Genomic DNA, 22,049 nt, shown 5'->3' on the forward strand with positions numbered 1-22,049 from the left:
TTCATCTGATGTTTTTATTAAACGCTAATTCACAATTAAATGCTAGTCCATTCTCGCAAGCGGTCGATTTTGAAGACTAAGTGGTCAACAATTATGTCAGTTATATTAGTTCACTGCTACCCATTTCTATTTTTAAGTAACAAAAACAAAATTAGAACAAAAAAGCAGTTCACAAAATGTGAACTGCATAAATATTAGTGCTTTTATTTAATCTTATTCAAAGCATCCTTAACAGCTTCTTTTAACCCACGGGTCGTATTGGAAGCTCCCGAAACTGCATCAACATCAACCGTATTTTCTTTTACCATTTGATGTGGCAGTTCATTGATAACTTTTTGACCATAGTCGTCGGATTCAGCTTGCTTTAAGACTTCAATATTCTTCAAATTTTTTTGTTTATCCGCGGTCACTCTAACCACAATTTCATCACCCATACCTTTAGTGGACTTGCCAATGTACTGGTCAGGGCCAGTCGGAAATTCTTCTTTTTTTAGGTCAGAAGAAATAGGACGCGGGGGAGCTGGTTTACCAAGCTTTTCATTTTTAACTGAACCTGCACATCCATCCTCAATATCATCTTTTGGATGAGCTGCATTTTGACCTGCAATCTTACCAAAAATCAGACAATCTCCTAAATCAGAGCCGCCTTGATACAGATTTGACATGTTGCTGCCAAGCTCGCCAGCACCATATAAGTGTGGAATTGGCTTGTGATCAGGATCAAGTATTTCTGCACGGGCATTTCTTCTCGGGCCTGCTTCTGACCAGCCAATGGTTTGAACAAGCGGAACGGCATAATACGGACCGCTTTCTGAAAATGCACTCAACGTTTCTGGGGCACGGTGAAAGGCATAATCATGTTGCTTTTCTGCAAAGAAGTTGAATTCGTCAACTGTACTCTGCAGTTTTTCTGCTTCAACGTCCATCTTTTCCGCAAGACTGGCAATAGTTTCAGCCTTAACGACAGAATTAAGTGCCTTGTTGTCTGGGAAAGTATCAATCGCACTAATCTTGTCATATTGCTTTTGATCGAAAACAAAGTACGGGTGAATCGGATTAAGCGGTTTGTACCATGATCCGTGGTTTTCAATGTACCCTTCTCGAGCAATTTGGTCTTCCTTAAAGTAACGTGTCCCATCATCACCAACAGTAAAAATACTGCCAGTAAAGAAAATTGGGTTGCCCATGTAGAACGGCGCGCGCTTCATTCCTGGTTCATAAAAAGCAAAACTTTGCTGCATTCCACCAGCAGCATACATTGACATATGCCACATATCAGCGCCTGCCTCATGAGCCAAGTCTATTCCTTTACCCTTGTTGTAAAGTGAACCAAGCGGTACTAGTTTATGTGAACCAATATAGTCTTGAATCATTTGCGGATTATTTTCAATACCGCCTGTTGACAAAACAACGCCATTTTTAGCATAAACATTAAGCAAAACATGGTCACGTTCAATCTGTGCACCAACGACTTTCTTATCAGGGGTTCGCAAAAGATGAACAACTGGCGATGAGTACCAAACATCAATCTTATCACTGCGATCAAGTACATTTTGTCGCAGGATATTCCACAAAGAAGCATTAAAGATGCCTTTTTCCATCGTAATCATGTCATAACTTTTGGCCCCGGGAAGATCTGGATGGTCTGCAATCACGGCATCGTCTGGTAATCCCAGTATTGTCTTATAGCTTACCGGCTTATCTACACCTAAGTACTTCTTAAAGTATTCTTTCATGTGTGTTATGCCGTGAACAACTGTATTCTCAATTTCAGGATCAATATTGAAATGCTGCGCCAGGTGCTCATAATATTCACGGTAATCACTTTCGCTACTGCTGTAACCAACCAGTTCTGCCGCATACCTAGTGTTACCACCTTCATGTCCTTCAGGAGCTGAATCAACAATTAAAATTTTAGCACCACAATCTGCAGCAAAACGTGCAGCTGTCGCACCGGCACCACCAAAGCCCAAGACTACTACATCGTAACTTGCATCATAATAAGTGTTTTTATTTACAATCATTATCTATTAATCTCTCATTTAACTTTAGTTTGCTGCAAAAGCAGCTGCGTTTTTACCGGCTATCCTGCCAAAAACCGTGCAAGTGGTGAGCATTGTTCCAGTAGAAGGATAGGTATGAACGAAAATTTGGCCAGTAGCGGATTCACCCGCTGCATATACGCCTGGAATTGCATGGTTCATGGTATCCAGAACTTGTGCATTTGTATTAATTTTTAAACCGCCAAAACCAGCAACAGTTGTTGGATAACCTTCAACTACGTAATACGGGCCTTTTTTAGCTACCGCAACGATATCATCACGACCAAATTCTATATCTTCTTTACCAGCGAATGAGTTGTACCGCTCAACTGTTTCTAAAAGGGTTTGATAATCGCACCCAATGGCCTCAGCTGCATCTTTCAATGACGCACATTTTTTGGCTTCCGCAACCTGACTAGCTGTTTCAAAGGAAGGATTATTTTGATCAAAAACCCAGAAAAACTTGTCACCTTTTGACTTTAATGCATCATTGTACATTAAGGAATAGTGCTGACCTTCTTTAGTGAATCTTCTGCCTAAATTGTTAACGGCAAGGGCTTTGCTCAAAACGATTAGGGAATTGGCACCACCACCTACGGAAAGATAGTTTGCGGTCATAATACCCATTACGCCGTCTTTAAATTCTGTTGCGGCATGCAAGTTTTTAGTCAACCCAATATAATCGGCATTGTTATATGGCGTAGAAAGTGACCTTGTACCCTTAGCGCTTGGTGCATATTCATCACGAACCTTGCGTGCACCATCAAAACCACCAACTGCAATGACAACTGCTTTACACTTAATATCATAACTGTCATACTTGCCCTCAGTTGTGACACCAGTAACTACATTGCCAGTAGTCTTAATCTCTTCATGAATTTGCTCATAAAGAATTGGAATATTTAACTCCTTTACCCGTTTAATCACTGGATCCATAATTGCCACTGGACCGAGCTTGAAATTAATATGCGTTCTGGGTTTTTTAGATATTCCCAGTGGCATTGCAGTAAATTCCACACCATATTTGTCCGCATAATAATCAACAGCTGCTCCTGAATTTTCAGCAATCACTTTTACGAGATCGTGATTAACTTCTCCACCATCTTTTTTGGCAAAGTCTTCGTAAAAATTAATCAAGTTGTCAGGGGCATTATCTTGATCTTTATTAAATTTACTGCCAGTTGCGTACATAAACCCGCCGGAAACCACTGAATTTCCACCTAGGCGACCAGTTTTTTCAATTAAAACAACATCAGCACCGTTTTCCTTGGCTGTAATTGCAGCATCTAAGCCTGCAAGACCAGTACCAAAAACGACTACATCGGTTGAAATTTGGTGATCTTTTTGAACAATTTTCTCATGATTTGCAAATTCAGTACTTTTGGCTCCAGCCTCACTTAGCGCCTTCCTGACGGCTCTAGTTATTCCCTTAGAAGTAAATGTTGCACCTGTAACTGCATCAACTTCAGTTGATTGGTTTTTAAGTATTTTTTGGGGAATTAAATTGAGTGCATTATCAGATAAAAGTGCCGTTTCCTGATGCTCAATTACCTTTACATCAGTAATTTTTCCGTCACTTAAAGATACAGAAACCTTAATATCCGCATTATGTCCTGGTGCTGTTTTTTGATATAAGCCATCCTTTATCATTGCTAAATTCTCCTTAATCAAATATTTTATTCACACTGATCATCAAAAACAATAATTGGTTTAATCGTACTACCTTCAACAGAGTCTTTAATAGCTTGATTAATTTCCTCTGGTTTATAAAGTTTAACAATTTTATCAATTGGGAACTTACCTGCATGATATAAATCAACCATTTCAGGAATAAATTCTTGTGGAACCGAGTCGCCCTCGATAATACCAGTAATACTCTTTGACGCTGCTAAAATGTCAATCATCGGGCTGAGTTCTTTAATGGCTTTAGTACCCATCGCAACAACTGCAAATTGACCCTTAATCGTTAGCGCAGTCAAACCCTGTTTCATTACATCAGGCTCACCAGTAGTGTCGACAATGTAGTTCAAACCTTCAGGTCCTACAATCTCATTGATTTTATCAATCATGTTTTCCTTAGTATTGTTGATAGTTTCAGTAGCTCCAAACTCTTTAGATACTTCTAGCCGCATATCACTTTTGTCAATTGCAATTACGTGTTTACAGCCGGAAACAGCAGCACCCATAATTGCAGCTAAACCAACAGAGCCGGTTCCTAAAACCGCTAAGTTAGAGTTAACTTCAGGTTTTATGGCATTAAGAACTGTGCCAGCCCCTGTCATATAGCCACATCCTAAAGGCCCTGCTATGCGTAAATCCAAGTCGTTCGGTACCTTAACCAAGTTATTTACATTGGCAACTATATGGTCTCCAAATGAAGATTGACCGAAAAATACCCCTATATTTTGTCCATCCTGCTTGTGTAAACGATAGGTACCATCAAGCATTGGCCCACCACTAGTATTTAATTTGCTAAAGTTAACACATGATCCGGGTAGCCCATTCCTGCAAAACCGGCAATTTCCATCATATGCGAAGCCAACCGCAACGTGATCGCCTTTTTTGAAATCTGTTACATTTGGACCAACCTTTTCAACAATTCCTGCCCCTTCATGACCCAAAATAACTGGCAATTGAATCGGAAACCCACCATTTTGGAATTCAATATCACTATGGCATATTCCCGAAGCAACAGTCTTTATTAAAACTTCATTGCTTTTCGGATCATCTAGAATAACATCTTCCAAATTTAAATCGGAATTAGATTTGTTTAAAACAGCTGCTTTGATTTTCATAATAATTACCTCTTCATTCTTAAATTATTAAGCTTTGCTATTTTACTATGTTACTTATATCACATAATAACTTGAAATTGAATACAATTTATCAAAATTTAATTTGTTTTTTGTAAAAAAAAGCTAAAAATCCTTTTAAATAAAGCGATTTTGTAATTATATTTTATTTTAGACTTTAAAGAATAAAATTGTGATTTTTTTCACTTTATAACTATTTACCAATAACTTTCCTAAAGTCAGCACCATAAGATTGTTCAAACTTAAGAGCCTTTTTTGGCGGTTAATATCCTTAGTTTTGCTTACAATTTAGTTAATTATTGCTTTCGAAATTTTTTCTAACCGAATGTAAACTGTAAAAAAAACTAACTCCTATTAAATAACAGAAATTAGTCCGATAGTTTTAAATTAATATTTTTCTTGTTTTACTCTAAACCCACTTTTTTGAAGATTTCGTCAACGTAACGCAGGTGATAATGATAATCAAATGCATCAGCCACCTCGGTTTTTGATAGATAGTCCATAATTTTACTATTTTCAACCAAATTTTTGAACGAAACTCCTTCATTCCATGACTTCGTAGTCAGTTCTTGCACCATATCATAGGCTTTCTCGCGGGAAAGTCCTGCCTCATCAATTAGCTTGAGAAGTAATCTTTGTGAATAAATTAAGCCGTATGTCTTATCCATATTTTTGAGCATGGTCGTCGGAAAAACATCAAGATTAGTCAAAATACGGTTAAACCGATCAAGCATATAGTCAATAGCAATTGTAGTATCTGGCAGAATAATTCGTTCAGCACCTGAATGTGAAATATCCCGTTCATGCCATAAGGTAACGTCTTCATATGCTGTCACAATATGCCCTCGTAAAACTCGGGCCATTCCGCATAAGTTCTCTGAACCAATTGGATTACGCTTATGTGGCATCGCAGAAGAACCCTTTTGCCCAGCACGGAAGTGCTCTTCAACTTCATGAATTTCGGAACGTTGTAGTCCGCGAATTTCAGTTGCCCAGTTTTCGATGCTAGTTGCTATTAAAGCCAACGTAGCAATATATTCAGCATGTAAATCACGTGGCAAAATCTGGCTTGTAATCGGCTGTTGAGTTAAACCAAGCTGTTGCAATACACTAGTTTCAATTTCCGGTGGAATATTAGCAAAAGTACCAACTGCGCCAGAGATTTTACCGGACTCAACGCCTTTAGCAGCATGCTCGAAACGCTCAATGTCACGGTTTATTTCTGCATACCAACGGGCTAGCTTTAAACCAAATGTAGTTGGTTCGGCGTGAACACCATGAGTGCGCCCCATTTCCACCGTATTTTTATATTTTAATGCCTTTTCGGCAATTGTCTTTTTTAAAGAAAGCAAGTCTTGACGAATAATTTCATCGGCTTGTTTAAGGATATATCCTTGTGCAGTGTCAACTACGTCAGTCGAAGTAAGACCAAAGTGCACCCACTTTTTTTCTGGACCAAGGCTTTCAGAAACAGTCCGCGTAAAGGCTACAACGTCATGATGAGTTACTTCTTCGAGTTCAGCCACTCTTTCGGCGGTAAAACTGGCATTTTTTGCAATTTTAGCAGCATCTGCTTTTGGAACTTCACCGGCTTCACTCCAGGCATTTGTGGCCGCAATTTCTACTTTTAGCCAGGCAGCATATTTATTTTCGTCTGACCATATTTTACCCATTTCGGGGCGTGTGTATCTTTCTAACATAAAATTACATTTCCCAAGGGTTACGCAAAACAATCGTTTGATCACGTTCAGGTCCAACTGAAACCGTTACTAGTGGGATGCCAACAAGTTCGGAAACACGATTCAAAAACTTTTGCGCATTTTCAGGAAGATCATCCCAGGTTTTGGCTCTAGTGATATCTTCTTTCCAAGCAGGTAATTCTTCATAAATCGGGTGGCAACGTTCTAGTTCTTTTAAACTTGCTGGATAATAATCAATTGTTTTACCGTCTAATTCATATGCAGTTGCAATTTTAACAGAGTCAAATCCGCTAAAAATATCAAGCAGGTTAAGGCTCAGGCCATTAATCCCTGATACTCGTTTAGCATGACGCAGTGCAACTGAATCAAACCAACCAACTCGCCGCGGACGACCAGTAACTGTTCCGTATTCATGAGCAGTTTCACGAATACGGTCACCAGTATCATCAAGCAGTTCGGTTGGAAAAGGACCAGCTCCAACTCGCGTAGTGTACGCTTTACAGACACCAATTACTGTATGCAAACGATTAGCACCAACACCTGCACCGCTAGTAATTCCTCCAGAAATTGAGTTTGAAGACGTAACAAATGGATAAGTCCCTTCATCCAGATCTAGCATTGTGCCTTGAGCACCTTCAAAAAGAACTTTTTCATCGTGATCTAAAGCATCGTTAACTAGTACAGAAGTATCTGCGACATACTTCTTCATTTTCTGACCGTATTCATAGTATTTATCAAAGACATCACTAAATTCAAATGCCGGTTTTTTGTAGATTTTAGTAAATAATTCATTTTTTTCTTTTAAGTTGATACGCAGTTTTTCTGTAAATGTGTCTTTTTCAAGTAAATCGCAGACTCTAATTCCAATCCTAGAAGCTTTGTCCATGTATGCTGGTCCAATGCCGTTTTTGGTCGTGCCAATCTTATTTGCGCCCTTTGCTTCTTCCTGATATTCATCCATCTTAACATGATACGGCATGATGACGTGTGCACGATTGGAAATTTTCAAATTGCTAGTATCAATACCATTTTCTTCTAAGTTTTCTAGTTCGCCTAATAAAACTTGCGGATTAATTACTACACCGTTACCAATTACCGCACCTTTTTTGGACGCAAAAATACCTGATGGCGTTAAACGCATCTTAAAAGTTTGATTATCAATTTCAATCGTATGTCCAGCATTATTACCGCCGTTTGAGCGAACCGCATACGCAGCATCCTTACTCAAGAAATCAGTAATTTTACCTTTTCCTTCATCGCCCCACTGGCTTCCAACAACTGCAACTGCTGTCATATTTATTCACCTCAAAATAAAATCTACAAATATCACGTAAATAGTCTATCAATTTACTACTTGGTAGTCAAATTTAAATGCGAATTATTTTTACAATAATTCGACTAATAGTTCGATTTTTTGTTGACAAAAATTGTTTTTTTTAATATAGTTACTTCGTTTTTAAAAAAGCAAAATAGGAGCCGATTTACTTATGAGTAATTATTTTAGTATGGAAGCCTTTGATTATGATGACATTCAACTTGTGCCAAACAAAGGTATTATTAAGAGCCGACACGACGCAGATGTCAGGGTTAAGTTTGGAAACCGAACATTTAAAATTCCGGTTGTACCAGCTAATATGGAAAGTGTAATTAATGACGATTTAGCTATTTGGCTGGCTCAAAACGATTACTACTATGTAATGCACCGTTTCCAGCCAGAAACGCGCTTCAGTTTTATTAAAATGATGCATGAAAAAGGGCTCTTTGCTTCCATTTCAGTTGGAATTAAGCAAGATGAGTATAATTTTATTGATCAACTAGTTGAAGAAAATATCGTTCCTGAGTACATCACGATTGATGTTGCCCACGGGCATTCCGTATACGTTATTAACATGATTAAATATATTAAAGAAAAATTACCTGACACTTTCTTAACTGCTGGTAATATTGCCACCCCAGAAGCAGTCCGTGAATTAGAAAATGCCGGAGCTGACGCAACTAAAGTCGGAGTTGGTCCTGGTCGTGCTTGCATTACTAAACTTAAAACAGGATTTGGTACAGGTGGCTGGCAACTTTCTGCACTCAGAATGTGTAGTAAAGTTGCTAGTAAGCCAATTATTGCTGACGGAGGTATCCGTTATAACGGCGATATAGCAAAATCTGTCCGTTTTGGCGCAACAATGATTATGATTGGCTCAATGTTAGCTGGTCATGAAGAGTCTCCGGGTAATGTCATTAAAATCAACGGCAAAACATACAAACAATATTGGGGGTCTGCTTCAGAAGTGCAAAAAGGAGCATATCGTAATGTTGAAGGTAAACAAATGTTAGTTCCTTACCGGGGCTCAATTGCGGATACTTTGACCGAAATGCAAGAAGATTTGCAGTCATCTATTTCATACGCTGGCGGGAAGGACCTTAGTTCAATTAAGCTTGTCGATTATGTTATTGTTAAAAACACTATCATGAGTGGCGACAAGTAGTTAATAGCAAGTGCAAAAGTTTTTGTAGCATTGCTATAGTATTTCCGTTAAAATGTACTTATCTCAGTATTGTTAGGTAGGCAATACTGAGATTTTTTGTGCGCTTTTTTAGATAAAGAAAAATGTTCTTAATTAATCAAGCACTTTTAAAGTTCTTTTTGCTAAAGCAAAATTGCCAACTGTAGCCGAACCATTGTCTGAAATTTCCGGCATTGTGATATACTTCGACAGTTCTGGCACCTGAATATATCCGTTAAGTAATTTGGCAAAATCTTTTCTTACTTTTTGTAAAAAAACTTCGTTTGTTACACCTCCACCAAAAACAATTTTGTCTGGTCGTAGAATCAGGGTAGTCTGCAACGCAGCTTGTGCGACATAGTAACTCATGATATTCCAAACATAATCTGTTAGAGGAACATCTGCTCCTTTTTTGCCTGTTCTGACTTCAAATGTTGGACCTGAAACCAACCCCTCTAAACAATCCGAATGGAATGGACAAATACCAGCAAAGTCTAGATCTTTTGGATGACGTTTAATAAAAACATGCCCCATTTCAGAGTGCCCAAGCGAGCCAACAAATTGTCCATTAATAATAGCTCCACCACCAACCCCAGTTCCAATAGTGTAATAAACGAGTGAACTAATATCTGAATTCGATAAAATTGACATTATATATTCTCCATAAGCAGAACTATTAACGTCAGTAGTAAAGAAGGTTGGTACATTTATTTGCTTGTTAAGCATTCCAATAATATTGGTGTTTTTCCATCCCTTCTTTGGCGTGGTCGTAATATAACCATAATCCAGCGCTGTTTTTCTGATTTCAATTGGTCCAAATGATGCAATACTTATAGCATCAATTTTAAATTTTTTGAAATAATTCACTGCTTTATTCATCGTTTCTTCAGGACTAGTAGTTGGAAAGGTAACTTGATCTTCAACCTGATAATTTTCATTTCCAACGGCACAAACAAACTTAGTGCCTCCTGCTTCAATTGAACCTAATAACATTTTTCTCCTTAATTATTTTCTAAATAAAAAAGCACTGATGCCATTTTCATGATTATATCAGTGCTTTTAGATTTCTTACCTTGGCTCCCGATCTTGTTTGGGTAAAAAGCTGCTGAATGAAGCGTGCGGTTCCGTTTGGTACCAATATGCAACCGTAGAAACATCATCAGATCTTTCATATAAGCTAATGTCGTTATTGCCAATATCTTGAAATGTTACTTTTAAACTCTCCGAAAAAGCAATTGGATCAGGTAAGTGCCACCTATACAAACCGTGTTGAGGTAATCCGTCATTACCACACGCATGAACTGAATTAGGATCAGCCTTTCCAGCACTAAACATATCTCTAGTATGGTCTTGTGTTTCATGGAAAGGATATCCCTGATATAGTGTAGAATAGGTAAACGTTTTAGGCAGCTGCCCATACTCTTGCTTTTGAAATGCCCAAGCTCCACCAAAGTAATCTTCAGCACCAGTTGAAGTTACTGTAGGATAGTTATCATCACTGTCAATATAAAATTTGAATTCACCTTCACCCCACCAATATCTTTGCAAAGCGCAAAGAGCCATATAAGTACCTACATAGTAGCCTTTACCCTTAATTCCATCTATTAATGTATAATCTTGTCCTTTTTTGACAGGATTCTCCCGGTTCCAAAAAGCATGAAAATATAATAATTCAGAATCTACTTCAGGTTTTTCTACATAGTTTATTGTATAAAAGAAGTGCTTAATAAAAGCAGGATGTTCATTAGTGATAGTGATTTTTGCATGCTTATTAAACGGCATTTTAAAGTAAGAATTCATTCCGCCAATTGGATTCACAACAATCGGTGCCGAATTAACTAAGCAACGAGTAGCAAAGCCATTACAGAAAAAGTCACCTAGAGGAACTTCAACAGAAGGGCTTTCTTCATTGTCCCAGTACATTCGTAGAACTAAGTCTCTAAGAACAAAACTACCCATAGTTGTTTTGTCAGTGACAGTGATCCATATGTGCCGGATCGCTCCAGGTCCATCGATATCAGCTATAGTAACAGTTTCGCCTTTCTCTAAGGAAATATCAGCACTCCCTTTTCTTTGAGGGCCTAACTTGCCAGTCGCCATCGCTGCCTTTCCAGGGGCACCAGTTTTATTCTCACCGGAAATAGTTCTGCTTTTCTCATTTTTAAAATGTAGTACGTCATCTAAAGTGCTCATAAGCTCCACCTATTCGTCGTCATCATCAGTAACTGAGTCAGCTATTGATACCTGAAATAATTGTCGTCTAGCTCCTTCAACCATTTTATTAACATCAATTGGTTGATTATTTTTTACTGCTAAAGCAAGTTCAAGCGTAAAGGGCAGATTGACTCCCGTGATCACGTGAACCTTGTCAGACAAAAATTGACTCACAACTTGGTTAACACTTCCGAAACCCAAATCGGTTAATAAATAGAATTCATCACTCGAGTTAAGCATCCGACCAATCTTTGCCTTCAATTCTTCTGTCCCTTCATTATTCATATACGCACAAACAGAAATCACTATTTCTTTATCGCCAGTTAAACCAGCTAAAGTTTCTTGATATCCCTGTGCAAGTGTATAATGAGTAACAACAATTATTTTTTTCATAGATATTCCTTACTTCAAAAAACCAAAGGCTGCTCCAAACATTGCTATAACAATAAATAGTAAGATTACCCAGGTCATGCTCATTTTCTTTGACTTTAAAAGCTGGTAAGCAAGTAAAACCAACAGTGCCGGAATCATTTGCGGCAAAATTTTGTCTAGCATAGGTTGAATCTCCATTGAAACCTTGCCAAATTGGAATTTTAATGGAGAAGTTACAGAAATAACAGAGCCAATTAACGATCCAACAACTGTGATTCCAAGTACAGAAGCAGCTTCTGTTAAATAATTAATCTTATCACCATATTCAGTAATAATTTTGGATCCTTGACGATAACCAAACTCAAAACAATGCATACGTAAAAAGAAGATAACTGCAATCAAAACTCCCCAGAGTAAAATGCCAAATGGGTTATTCTGTAACGCCATATATGCAGCAATCGACCCCATAATAGTTGGAATCATTGTCATTAATAGTGAGTCACCTATTCCAGCTAATGGACCCATTGTACCAACCTTAAAGTCATTAATTGCACTTTTAGCAGCTAGGCCTTGTTTTTCTTCCATTGCTACGCAGGCACCTAAAACAATAGCTGCAAGCCACGGTTGAGTGTTGTAGTATTGGAAGTGATTGTCTAGAGCTTCAACATAATCATCATCATTCTTATATATTTTACGCAAAATTGGAGACAATGCATAGGCTACTGAAGCACCTTGCTGAGTTTCATAGTTAAAGGTTTCAACACTCATTAACCAGCGGTAGTTAGCCCTGTGCAAGTCTTTTTTTGTTACAACTGAACCATAAATGTCTTTTTCGTTTTTCTTACTCATTTTATTCATCCTCTCCAATTCCAGAAGCTACATCGGCTATACCTGCTGTTCTAGCTTGACCATCTTTTTCAGCTTGTTTGTATGTTGCAAATGCAGCTGCAAAACCGATGATTGCAGCGCCCATAATTGGAACTTTTAAAAAGGCTGCTAAAAAGAAGCCAATCAACAAATAATTAACTAGTTTCCCAGTTGGCATGTAATTAAGCAACATTGCGATACCAACCGCTGGCAACATTTCTCCAGCTATTGTTAGCCCAGTCATAAACCATTTCGGCATAACTTGCAAAATAAAATTAACTGCAGATTGACCTAAAGTCACAGAAATGAAAACTGGAATAGCTGCTGATAGTCCAAAAAATAACGGCCCAAGCCAAGTTACTGCGTTCATTTTTTTAAATTCTCGAGCGTCGGCATAGCTTTTAGCCCTTTTGGCAACGAAGCCATTCAAGATTTTTACAATAACATCTAATTGAACACCAAGCATACCAACAGGTAAGCCAATTGCTAATCCTGCGCTCTTTCCCATCGAAACACCGAAAGCTGTTGCGATAATAGCTGTTGTTCCATAATCTGGAACAGATGAGCCGCCAAATCCAGCAACTCCAAGAGACATCAGCTGAACTGTACCTCCGACTAGCAACCCAGTTTGAATATCACCCATTATAATTCCAGTGAACAATCCCCAGAATACAGGATAGTTAACAAATAACATCGGAATACCATAGTAATCAATATGTTTAATAAACGCTAAAAGTGTCAAAAGAATGATTTGTAATATAGTAAATTTCATTTTATATATTCCCCTTTCCTTCTAAAAAATCTTTTGTAACATTAATTTCTTTATCTGCTGGGACATATTGTGAAACCAATTCGACGCCTGCATCGATCAGTGCTTCATAGTCTGCAACTTCGTCTGTATCAGCGAATGCTCTCTTAGAGATTTCAATACCATTCTCCCTTGCAGTAGTTCCGCCGATAATTAATTTTTTTATTTCAACTCCGTTGTTAACCAAGTCTAAAAAAATTCTGGGCTCTTTAGCTAAAATAAGAAGCTGCTCAGGATTATATTTGCCACTTTTAAAATTGGCTATTGCTTTCTCTTCAGTGATGATGGAAATAGCATTTCCGGCAGGACGCGCCATTTTCATAGTTGCTTTACTTACAGCATTATTTGCAGTTTCATCATCAATTACCATTACTCTGTTTGACCTGGATTGCGGTGCCCACTGGGTCACAATTATCCCATGCAGTAAACGATTATCGATTCTTGCTAATACAACACTCATCTTTATTCCTCCCTCAGAATATTAATTCTATTTAATTGCTTTCACATTTATTTATAGCAATTTTTGTGCCAAATTAGTGTCAAAAAAGCAGTAGCTTAGTTAGCCACTGCTTTTCCAATTTTTGGTTCACTTGATTTAATTATTTAGACAGTAAAGTCAATTATTTGACTTTACTGTCAAACTTTATTTTCTATATTAAAGACTAATTCGTAAATATACTGTATTTCCGTTAAAGGTATCTTGATATTATAAATTTCTTCTAGCGGCTGTAACGAAGCTTGAATATAGCCCATGCCTCTTTGTTCTTCTGAATTATTCTTAAAATTTTGAGGGCTGTTTTCTAATGATTGATTACGGATGATCCGCTCAATCATACAACTAATGTGAACATATAATGCCATCACGGTTTGATTTGATAGTCTGGTATCTAAATATTTATTAAGTCTATCAATACAAAAACCAATATTTTTAATTACTGCTTTAGTATCCAATATGGTTAGTGAGTTAATTACGCGTTCAATGCTAAAGTTTTTAAGAATTGAGTCGTTGAATTGGTATAAGTCCTGGTTGCTTAGATCTCCTTTTAGCGATTCTTTTAAAACGTTCAACTTAGAACCATTTACTAGCTGATCTATAGAAATAAAAGTAGTGCCTTCATATTTTGGATTGGCTGTTCCAATAATTGCTAATATATTGTATTTACGTTTAATTGCACTTTCTTGGTCTTCAATTTTTAAAGAATCGTAAGAATATGCTTTAACATCAACCTCCGTTTTATTTGGCAGGCTCTCTTTTATCATATCCTTAATCTTAATTGCAGTACCCACACCTGTCGTGCAGCAAACAATAATAGCGTCCTGTTTAATCATCTTTGGATAGATAATGCGATAATCATTACGAATGCTCTTATCCATATTTCTAACCATTGTTTCAATTGGTTTTCTTTTTTTTATAAAATCGGCTGCAAATAAAGCTAATTGTGTGGAAACATTGTTAAAAATGACAATCGGAAAATTTATTTCCGCTTTAAGTAATTCGGGGATTTTTTCAAGTGATCCCATATCAGCCATTAAAATTATTCCATTTTTCACATGACGCATATGGATATAATTTGATACCTTTTGAGCAATATTCTCTGGTTTAATATCAATCGGCATATCAAAAGAATCAAGCAGTGGCTCTCCTATTATTTTATTAACTGTATCGGCAATACTACTAGCGGTTGAATAACCATGAGCTAATAAAATACAGTGAATTAAATCGGAGTTTTTCTCTCGTTGAACGCTTCCAAGATAAATCGTTAAAAACAGTTGATCAATTTCATCAGTATACAAGTTGAGGGTGGTATTTATTGTGTCTAATATCAGTTGAACTACTGGTTTAACATAAATTGTTTCATTTATTTTACTGATGACTTCATTAGCTAGTTGACTCTCTTCAACAGTCATTTCCCAATTATTTTCCTGGCGAAAATAAAAATAGTACGAAATTGCAACAATGATGTTTCCATTAAAATCATTACGAAGATCATCTTGGAGATAGCCTACTTTTTTATTAAGCATATTTTTGATTAACTCAAGCGGTAATTCACCAATATTTAAATCATCTTTTTTAAAAATCAAATAATCGCATAATGAATTGATCGTTTCAAATGCCTTAGTTTTAAAGGAAGAAAATTCTTCTTGACGATAAAGAAGAAAAATCTTTTGAATGGTCTTTTTTATATAGTTTGAGCGTTGATTATTCTCTAAAAAGTCAGCAATTCTGCTGTTTGGCTTAATAACTAAATCTGCTGTTCCGCTCGATGAAATTTCTTCCTCATTAACACTTGAAAGTAAAATGTCTTGTGGCAAATCCGCAAGCTTAATGTTCACTTCAGTAGAGCGTGAGCTCTTCTCTAAAGCACTTGCAACAGAAAGAAGTACATCATTTTTCAGTTGTCCAATATTGTTACTAAAACAGGTTCCAGCTAAAGTTGAAAAAACCTGACTATTAATTTTGATGCTTTTGTTTGTTTTTTTTGCATGTTGAATATAAAAGTAAATAATAAATGCTCGAATTTCGTTTATCGTCCGCTCATTAAGTGGCGGCATAGTTATCTGAACTGGTATTCTTCGAATAAAAGTTGCTAAAAAACTGCTTTGCACATCTTCAGTTGTAGCACAAATTAAACGAACATTGACTTTTTTACTTTTGCCAGCATTACCCAGGGGAGAAATCATCCCTGTATCTAAATAAGAAAATAATCTTTCTTGCCCTTTCGGATCCAGCCTATGAACTTCATCTAAAAAGAGCATCCCCCCATCTGCATCGTCAAAAAGTCCAGAATGATCATCGTCTGCACCAGTAAATGCCCCTTTTACATAGCCAAATAAAGTACTTGTTAATAATTCAGGATTGTCAGCATATTCAGCACAGTTAAAACTAATAAACTTGCCTTCAGGTGGAATATAATCTTTTGAAACACAGTAATCAAAATATTTTTTAGCAATATAACTTTTTCCTGTACCTGTTTGTCCATTAATTAATACTGGCAAACTTCCAGGATATGATGCCGCTGCTTTCAGTTTTTTAATTTGACTATAAAGTGATTTATCATTACCAATTACATTTGTAAAAATGTTTTCTTGCTTATAGGTATTATGGAAATCTTGCAGGCTTTCATATTCGTCATCCAACTTGCGCCCTGAAGTTTTTTCTGCTTGTTTTTTTTCAATAAAAATAGCTGGTCTGGTATTTATTTTTATTAGCTTTTTTTCTTTTACAAGCTGATTTAAGTAATGGCTTACCGTATTACGTTTAACATCTAATCTATTTGCTAACTCGTTGGTTGAAAGGTAATTGCCTTCGCATTGCTCGCTATTCTTTATTAATAATAATAGTTTATCTTTCACATTCATGCTAAATTCCTCATTGCATAACCTTTACGATTATGTTAGCGGTTTTACAAAAACTGTTCAAGTTAAAATATTTCTCTGAAGTAAATCCTGCTATTCTGATCGTCTGCCAACATTACTCTCCAAATACCTGCAACTCTTTTTAAAAGCAGTAATGATTTGTTTAATTAGCCTGTCACTTTTTCTTCTAGCTAAAAATGCAATACCATATGAAAAATCATCATCATATGCTAAATTACGATAACAAACTCCTGATGGAAAACAGTCAGCAATAAAGTTAGGAAGAATAGCAACATTGGATGTAGCAGATAACACATAGTTATACATTAAGAAGTAATTATCAACTGCTTTAACATTTTTAGTTCCAAGCTTTCTATAAATAGTTTGGTTAAGCCTGAAGGTACATGGATATGATTGATCAGTAAATGGAATAAAGACTCTGCTATTGCTTAATTCTGTTAAATGAACCATATTAGTAAAATTATACGGCGAATTTTGATTAAACATTATTACAAACTTTCCAGATAATAATTCTTCAAATTCAATCTCGGGATCACCCTTGATGATATCATTAGTGACAAGTGCAACATCTATTTTTCCATCCGCCAGCTGTGAAATGTAATCGCCTAAATAATTAACAACAAAGTTGAAACTTCCAGGCTCAAACTGTTTCAATACTGTCGTTATCAGCTGTTTTTCAAAGGGAGAATAATCTAGTCCAACGTTAAAATCTCTAAATGATGATTTTTGATGTGCGCTTTTAATTCTTACAATTGCGGAATCTTTTTCTTTTAGAATACTTAATGCAACGTTATAAAAATATTTTCCATCCTCAGTTAAGGCAATTTTGTGAGGATTGCGAATAAGTAGTTTAGTTTTTAGTTCTTTTTCTAATTCATTAATATTTTTAGAAACTGCTGGTTGCGAGAAATTAAGCTTTTGGGCTGCAATCGTAAAACTCAAGTTATCAGCCACATAAATAAAGCAACGTAGTTGAGTGAAATTCATTTTTATTATTCCTTTTAGTAATAGAATATTCCGTTATGAAGAAGGCGATGCATCTTTGGAGAGATATCATTAGTGTTAGTATTATACCCATTAATGGATGGAAGGAAATTATTATATATGGATAATAGATATGATGTTGTAATTATTGGTGGAGGTCTATCAGGAGTTACTGCTGCTACTGCAGCGGCCGACAAAGGTCTTAAAACGCTTCTTCTTGAAAAAGGGCATACAACCGGTGGCACCGGGAATTATGTAGAAGGAATTTTTGCAGTACAGTCCGATATGCAAAAAGTAGCTGGAATTAACATTAAGCCTGAGAGTATTTTACAAGCTGAACTTGATTACTCCCATTACGAAGCTAACAGTATGATCTGGAAAAAGTACATTCAAAAATCTGCTGAAAATATTACTTGGATGCAAAATCACGGTGTGAAATTTAGTGGTGTTGTCAATATGGGGACAGGTTTTGCAACATGGCACCTATTTGATGGCTATGGAGACAAAGCAATTCATGAAGGGCTAGAACCTTATATCAAGGAAAAAAGGGTTGAAATCAAGACGTTAACTCGTGCTGAAGAGCTATCTATCAGATCAGCCGGAGATTTTTCACTTAAGATAGTTGACCTTGCAAAACAAGAAGAAAAAATTGTCAAAGCTACTAATGTTGTGTTGGCATCCGGCGGCTATTTAAATAACAAGGAAATAATGACCAACGCTCATAAATATAATCCCGAAAAAATCGTTGCGGTTAATTCTGGAAAAAACACTGGAGATGGCCTTCAAATGGCGTGGTCAGTTGGTGCGCGAAAGTTCTTTACTGGTATGACAATGAACTTTGGTGGCCAAATCTACGACAAAACAAACCAAATTCCAGCATATAAACTGTCAGATTGGAATCTTGGAAGTGCAGTTTGTGATGAACCAGTTTTATGGGTTAACGAATTAGGTGATCGCTTTGTTAATGAATATGATTGTGTAACAAATTGGGCAAATGAAGGCAACTCTATGCTCCGCCAAGACCGCGTTTTCGCAATTCTTGATCAAAAGACAATTGATGACTTTACTGACAATGAATTCCCGCTTGACCTCCATCCTTTCTATGAATTGCCAAATTACCCAAACTTAAAGCTGGAAATCCAAGAAGCAATAGACAAAGATCTCAGCTTCATCAATAAAGCAGATACTTTAGTCGAGCTTGCCTCCAAAATTAATACTCCTAATTTAGTTTCAAGTATCAAGCACTATAATGATTTGGCTTCAAGTGGCTTTGATATAGACTTTGGTAAAGAAGCGGAGTACCTTTTGCCTGTAAAGAAGAGCCCATTTTACGCTTTTGAAATGGAAGTTGGTGCTTTTACTACTGGCGATGGTCTAAAAGTTAACCTTAATAATGAAGTAATTGATACAATTGGACGACCAATAAAGCATTTATATGCGATTGGTAGCGATGGCTCAGGTGTTATTTATGGTGATACTTATGGCGTTGAAGTTAGCGGCACTCATGCAGGTTATTGCATTTACTCAGCAAGAAATGCAATAGACAATATTACGAAGTAGTTTTATCGTAAAACCATATAAAAGGATTGCTCTGCAAAAGCAGAGCAATCCTTTTCTTATTATTCACTGCTTACTTTTCGATAGCCAAAAGCAAGCATCAATAGCATTATTGTCAATAGTGCAATGCCGAATGCAAAAACAACATTCCAATTTAAAAAGTACTCATAAATCAAACTAATCATAGGTATTGCAAAGGCCCCTACCAAGTACGTAATTGAGTTGATGTAAGAGTATCCAATAGCAAAATGCTTGCCTAAAATATCTTTAGCAAAAATTTGCTCTCCTGGACCATAGATATCCGTTAAAATATCTGCACCAATTGCACTAATTAGTGCCAAGGACGCTTCCTGTCTGAACGTTGCCAAAATCAGCAAAGGGAAAGTTAATAAACCAAGGAATGTCCATACTGGTAATGCTTTTTTTCCACCAAATTTCTCCGCAGAGATTGCGAAAAGCGGTGTAATAATAATATCAACACCTGTCATGATCGTTTCCATTAGACCACCAACTTGGGCTCCAAAACCTATTTCAACTGCATATGTTGGAAAAAGCTGACTCATATTTGAAGCAAATGCTATTGCAACAAAGAAAATTAGTGTAACCATAAAAGGCTGCGAAAATACTACATTTTTTAAACTAGTAGAACTATTACTTTTATCAGAGACTTCACTTTTTATCGCTTTATCTTCAAATCCATACGGTTTTATTCCTAAATCTTCAGGTTTAGTTCTCATAATTAGAGCGCACGGTACACCCAAAATAATCGTAAGCCATGTCAAAACCTGCATTGCATACCGCCAACCAAACGAACTGATTAAATGCGTTAATACTGGCGTCATAATTAATAAATAAATTGTTGAGATAAATGATCCCATTGTAAAAGCAAAGTTTTTTCTTTTTATAAACCAATTATCAAGGACAATACCCTGAACTACAGTTCCACAAGTCGAACTACATATTCCTACAATTATTGCCAAAATATACAATTCCCATACATGATTAATCATTGAAAATGTCCAAATACTAATTGTACCTAAAATTACTGAAACAAGCGTAAGCTTGCACAAACTGATCCGGTTTATAATTTTGTTAATCACTGACAACATTGCAGCAATAGAAAAGCTAATTAGCGTATAATAGATCGATACAATTGACATTTTACTGTTTAATGATTGAACTAGAGGATTTAAAAATAAGCTAAACAAAAGTGTGTAAGTATACTCGAGCAAACTCATTAACAGCCCTGAAGCAATAATTATCAGCCATGGATAAAATTGTTGTTTTTTATTCGCCTTTTTTCTAATAAACATTAATATATCAAAATTACAAAGCTGCTTGTTGACCAGCTAATCTGCCAAAAGTCTGAGCATGACTAACTGTCAAACCTGGAACATGGTCTGGATATGATCCCCAGAAAAAGCCTCCACTGGCATTACCTGCTGCGTATAAATGAGGGATAACTTGGCCTTGCGTATTAATAACTTGCATCTTTGTATTAATCCGTAAACCATCAAGTGTTGCTAATAAGCGTCCACCATAAACAGCTCCGTAAAAGGAACCTTCGGTAATTGGCAGCAGTCTAAAGCTTTCCTTGCCAAACTGCGTATCCTTACCTTGCTCACACATTTTGTTGTACGTATCGATACTTTTCTTAACGTTTTCAATCGGTAAGTTCAACTTTTTGGCTAATTCTTCGATTGAATCTGCTTTCTGAATAAAGCCTTCCTTGACTCTATTATTTATTTCCTCTTTGTTTTCATCTTCATTATAGAAGCCTGGCCAGTTTAGCCTTGCACATCCAAGGGTATGGAATTGTTGCAAGTTATTCATTGTTGCGTCGCTCCAAATTGCTACCTGCAAATAGCCTGGTTGTTTAGTAGCTCTGTTCATATCAAACTCGTATGGTGCACTTTCGTTTCCTACCCGTTCGCCATTCAAGTTTAGCTTTAATAATGGATAGCTACCCATCCAGAAGTAACCAATATCTTCCCAAGACTTAACATAGTACTCATTTGTATTAGTGCCTACTGGAACAGAGCCCCGGTCAAAAATAATTTCAGCAGGTTCTTCATCACGCCAAGCACCAATTTCAACAGCTGCAACTTGACCAGAACCGTCATCACGAGGGCTATCAGAATAAACGTTCTTCTTTAATCCAAGTGGATTCCATTTTTGCATTAATGCTTCATTAGAACCATAGCCACCTGAACAAATAATAACGCCTTTTTTAGCCTTAAATTCCCTCACTTCCGAAGTTTCCATGTTTTTTGTAACAATGCCCGTGACAACACCATTTTCCGTAATTAAATGTTCTAATTTGGTTTGCCACAAGAATTCTGCACCCAACTCTTTTGCCTTTTCAACAACCCAATTGCCATAGAAGACATCTTCATTTTTGTCATTAGTAACATCATGCTCAGTTGGAAAAGCAGTATTAATTAGTGATTCATAATGAGCATCTTTTTCAGGATAAAGATGTGCGCCGTGTGGTTTTAGTACATTGTCTTCAAGCCAGTCAACTGTCGAAGCGCTGTTGTTAACCCATGTCCAAAGTAGTTTTTGATCAACATTGTCTTGAGCAAAAGCACATAAATAGTTGATTAACTTATATTTGTCGATTTCGATTCCAGCTTTTTTCTGTGCTTTAGTGCCGACAGCTGCAAGAGACAAGCGATACAAAAAGTTAGTACTTTTCATTTTGTCAATAACTAAAACTTTAGCGCCTTTTTCTGCAGCCCCACAGGCTGCCATTCCACCTGAATTACTTGCACCAACAACAATTACATCATATTCATTTTTATCCATAAGTCTTT

General features: G+C 36.7%; 17 protein-coding genes. 2 read left to right on the top strand and 15 right to left on the bottom strand.

Annotated elements, in window-relative coordinates; all coding sequences use genetic code 11:
• Nucleotides 1-203 precede the first annotated feature (203 nt).
• From AC2JF9_RS04785 to AC2JF9_RS04805, 5 genes are all read right to left on the bottom strand, one after another.
• Nucleotides 204-2,024, bottom strand: a complete 1,821-nt coding sequence (locus AC2JF9_RS04785) for an FAD-binding protein (RefSeq protein ID WP_500725653.1) — start codon at nt 2,022-2,024, stop codon at nt 204-206.
• 24 nt (nt 2,025-2,048) lie between these two features.
• Nucleotides 2,049-3,692, bottom strand: a complete 1,644-nt coding sequence (locus tag AC2JF9_RS04790; RefSeq protein ID WP_500725654.1) for an FAD-binding protein — start codon at nt 3,690-3,692, stop codon at nt 2,049-2,051.
• A 26-nt stretch (nt 3,693-3,718) separates the two neighbouring features.
• Nucleotides 3,719-4,837 carry an NAD(P)-dependent alcohol dehydrogenase gene (locus AC2JF9_RS04795; protein WP_500725655.1) on the bottom strand — a complete coding sequence of 373 codons (1,119 nt, stop codon included), beginning with the start codon at nt 4,835-4,837 and terminating at the stop codon, nt 3,719-3,721.
• A 422-nt stretch (nt 4,838-5,259) separates the two neighbouring features.
• The gene (gene purB / locus AC2JF9_RS04800; RefSeq protein WP_500725656.1) at nt 5,260-6,555 is read right to left on the bottom strand and encodes an adenylosuccinate lyase; all 1,296 of its coding nucleotides are present in this window, start codon (nt 6,553-6,555) and stop codon (nt 5,260-5,262) included.
• Nucleotides 6,556-6,559: 4 nt separating this feature from the next.
• Nucleotides 6,560-7,849, bottom strand: a complete 1,290-nt coding sequence (locus AC2JF9_RS04805) for an adenylosuccinate synthase (RefSeq protein ID WP_500725657.1) — start codon at nt 7,847-7,849, stop codon at nt 6,560-6,562.
• A gap of 193 nt (nt 7,850-8,042) precedes the next feature.
• On the opposite strand from AC2JF9_RS04805, the gene AC2JF9_RS04810 reads away from it, so the two are divergent.
• Complete coding sequence (locus AC2JF9_RS04810; protein ID WP_500725658.1) at nt 8,043-9,035, top strand: GMP reductase; 993 nt, start codon at nt 8,043-8,045, stop codon at nt 9,033-9,035.
• 132 nt (nt 9,036-9,167) lie between these two features.
• Here the strand turns inward: AC2JF9_RS04810 and scrK are convergent, their stop codons facing one another.
• From scrK to AC2JF9_RS04850, 8 genes are all read right to left on the bottom strand, one after another.
• Nucleotides 9,168-10,046, bottom strand: a complete 879-nt coding sequence (gene scrK, locus AC2JF9_RS04815; RefSeq protein ID WP_500725659.1) for a fructokinase ScrK — start codon at nt 10,044-10,046, stop codon at nt 9,168-9,170.
• 75 nt (nt 10,047-10,121) lie between these two features.
• Nucleotides 10,122-11,246 carry a glycoside hydrolase family 172 protein gene (locus AC2JF9_RS04820; protein WP_500725660.1) on the bottom strand — a complete coding sequence of 375 codons (1,125 nt, stop codon included), beginning with the start codon at nt 11,244-11,246 and terminating at the stop codon, nt 10,122-10,124.
• 9 nt (nt 11,247-11,255) lie between these two features.
• Nucleotides 11,256-11,660 (bottom strand): PTS sugar transporter subunit IIA, encoded by a 405-nt coding sequence (locus AC2JF9_RS04825; RefSeq protein ID WP_500725661.1) that lies wholly within the window; start codon nt 11,658-11,660, stop codon nt 11,256-11,258.
• 9 nt (nt 11,661-11,669) lie between these two features.
• Nucleotides 11,670-12,497, bottom strand: a complete 828-nt coding sequence (locus AC2JF9_RS04830; RefSeq protein WP_500725662.1) for a PTS system mannose/fructose/sorbose family transporter subunit IID — start codon at nt 12,495-12,497, stop codon at nt 11,670-11,672.
• On the bottom strand, nt 12,490-13,278 hold the full coding sequence (locus tag AC2JF9_RS04835; protein ID WP_500725663.1) for a PTS mannose/fructose/sorbose/N-acetylgalactosamine transporter subunit IIC: 789 nt from the start codon (nt 13,276-13,278) through the stop codon (nt 12,490-12,492). Before AC2JF9_RS04835 ends, AC2JF9_RS04830 begins: the two co-directional genes overlap by 8 nt.
• Nucleotide 13,279: 1 nt before the next feature.
• A complete protein-coding gene (locus AC2JF9_RS04840; RefSeq protein WP_500725664.1) occupies nt 13,280-13,774 on the bottom strand; it encodes a PTS sugar transporter subunit IIB in 495 nt (164 codons plus the stop codon).
• A 176-nt stretch (nt 13,775-13,950) separates the two neighbouring features.
• A complete protein-coding gene (locus tag AC2JF9_RS04845) occupies nt 13,951-16,674 on the bottom strand; it encodes a sigma 54-interacting transcriptional regulator (RefSeq protein ID WP_500725665.1) in 2,724 nt (907 codons plus the stop codon).
• A 90-nt stretch (nt 16,675-16,764) separates the two neighbouring features.
• Nucleotides 16,765-17,679, bottom strand: a complete 915-nt coding sequence (locus AC2JF9_RS04850; RefSeq protein WP_500725666.1) for a LysR family transcriptional regulator — start codon at nt 17,677-17,679, stop codon at nt 16,765-16,767.
• A 117-nt stretch (nt 17,680-17,796) separates the two neighbouring features.
• On the opposite strand from AC2JF9_RS04850, the gene vprA reads away from it, so the two are divergent.
• Complete coding sequence (gene vprA / locus AC2JF9_RS04855) at nt 17,797-19,236, top strand: vinyl phenol reductase (RefSeq protein ID WP_500725667.1); 1,440 nt, start codon at nt 17,797-17,799, stop codon at nt 19,234-19,236.
• A gap of 59 nt (nt 19,237-19,295) precedes the next feature.
• Here vprA and AC2JF9_RS04860 read toward each other — a convergent pair whose 3' ends face one another.
• Together AC2JF9_RS04860 and AC2JF9_RS04865 are read right to left on the bottom strand one after the other, a co-directional pair.
• Nucleotides 19,296-20,546 carry an MFS transporter gene (locus AC2JF9_RS04860; RefSeq protein WP_500725668.1) on the bottom strand — a complete coding sequence of 417 codons (1,251 nt, stop codon included), beginning with the start codon at nt 20,544-20,546 and terminating at the stop codon, nt 19,296-19,298.
• Between the two features lie 13 nt (nt 20,547-20,559).
• Nucleotides 20,560-22,041: an FAD-dependent oxidoreductase gene (locus tag AC2JF9_RS04865; RefSeq protein WP_500725669.1), complete on the bottom strand. Its 1,482-nt coding sequence runs from the start codon at nt 22,039-22,041 to the stop codon at nt 20,560-20,562.
• Nucleotides 22,042-22,049: the final 8 nt, after the last annotated feature.

The organism is Lactobacillus sp. C449L, from assembly GCF_059900815.1.

Bases quoted from the DNA above. Each gene is read 5' to 3' on its own strand.
- AC2JF9_RS04785 (WP_500725653.1), bottom strand. From the start codon at position 2,024: ATGATTGTAAATAAAAACACTTATTATGATGCAAGTTACGATGTAGTA.
- AC2JF9_RS04790 (WP_500725654.1), bottom strand. From the start codon at position 3,692: ATGATAAAGGATGGCTTATATCAAAAAACAGCACCAGGACATAATGCG.
- AC2JF9_RS04795 (WP_500725655.1), bottom strand. From the start codon at position 4,837: ATGAAAATCAAAGCAGCTGTTTTAAACAAATCTAATTCCGATTTAAAT.
- purB (WP_500725656.1), bottom strand. From the start codon at position 6,555: ATGTTAGAAAGATACACACGCCCCGAAATGGGTAAAATATGGTCAGAC.
- AC2JF9_RS04805 (WP_500725657.1), bottom strand. From the start codon at position 7,849: ATGACAGCAGTTGCAGTTGTTGGAAGCCAGTGGGGCGATGAAGGAAAA.
- AC2JF9_RS04810 (WP_500725658.1), top strand. From the start codon at position 8,043: ATGAGTAATTATTTTAGTATGGAAGCCTTTGATTATGATGACATTCAA.
- scrK (WP_500725659.1), bottom strand. From the start codon at position 10,046: ATGTTATTAGGTTCAATTGAAGCAGGAGGCACTAAGTTTGTTTGTGCC.
- AC2JF9_RS04820 (WP_500725660.1), bottom strand. From the start codon at position 11,246: ATGAGCACTTTAGATGACGTACTACATTTTAAAAATGAGAAAAGCAGA.
- AC2JF9_RS04825 (WP_500725661.1), bottom strand. From the start codon at position 11,660: ATGAAAAAAATAATTGTTGTTACTCATTATACACTTGCACAGGGATAT.
- AC2JF9_RS04830 (WP_500725662.1), bottom strand. From the start codon at position 12,497: ATGAATAAAATGAGTAAGAAAAACGAAAAAGACATTTATGGTTCAGTT.
- AC2JF9_RS04835 (WP_500725663.1), bottom strand. From the start codon at position 13,278: ATGAAATTTACTATATTACAAATCATTCTTTTGACACTTTTAGCGTTT.
- AC2JF9_RS04840 (WP_500725664.1), bottom strand. From the start codon at position 13,774: ATGAGTGTTGTATTAGCAAGAATCGATAATCGTTTACTGCATGGGATA.
- AC2JF9_RS04845 (WP_500725665.1), bottom strand. From the start codon at position 16,674: ATGAATGTGAAAGATAAACTATTATTATTAATAAAGAATAGCGAGCAA.
- AC2JF9_RS04850 (WP_500725666.1), bottom strand. From the start codon at position 17,679: ATGAATTTCACTCAACTACGTTGCTTTATTTATGTGGCTGATAACTTG.
- vprA (WP_500725667.1), top strand. From the start codon at position 17,797: ATGGATAATAGATATGATGTTGTAATTATTGGTGGAGGTCTATCAGGA.
- AC2JF9_RS04860 (WP_500725668.1), bottom strand. From the start codon at position 20,546: ATGTTTATTAGAAAAAAGGCGAATAAAAAACAACAATTTTATCCATGG.
- AC2JF9_RS04865 (WP_500725669.1), bottom strand. From the start codon at position 22,041: ATGGATAAAAATGAATATGATGTAATTGTTGTTGGTGCAAGTAATTCA.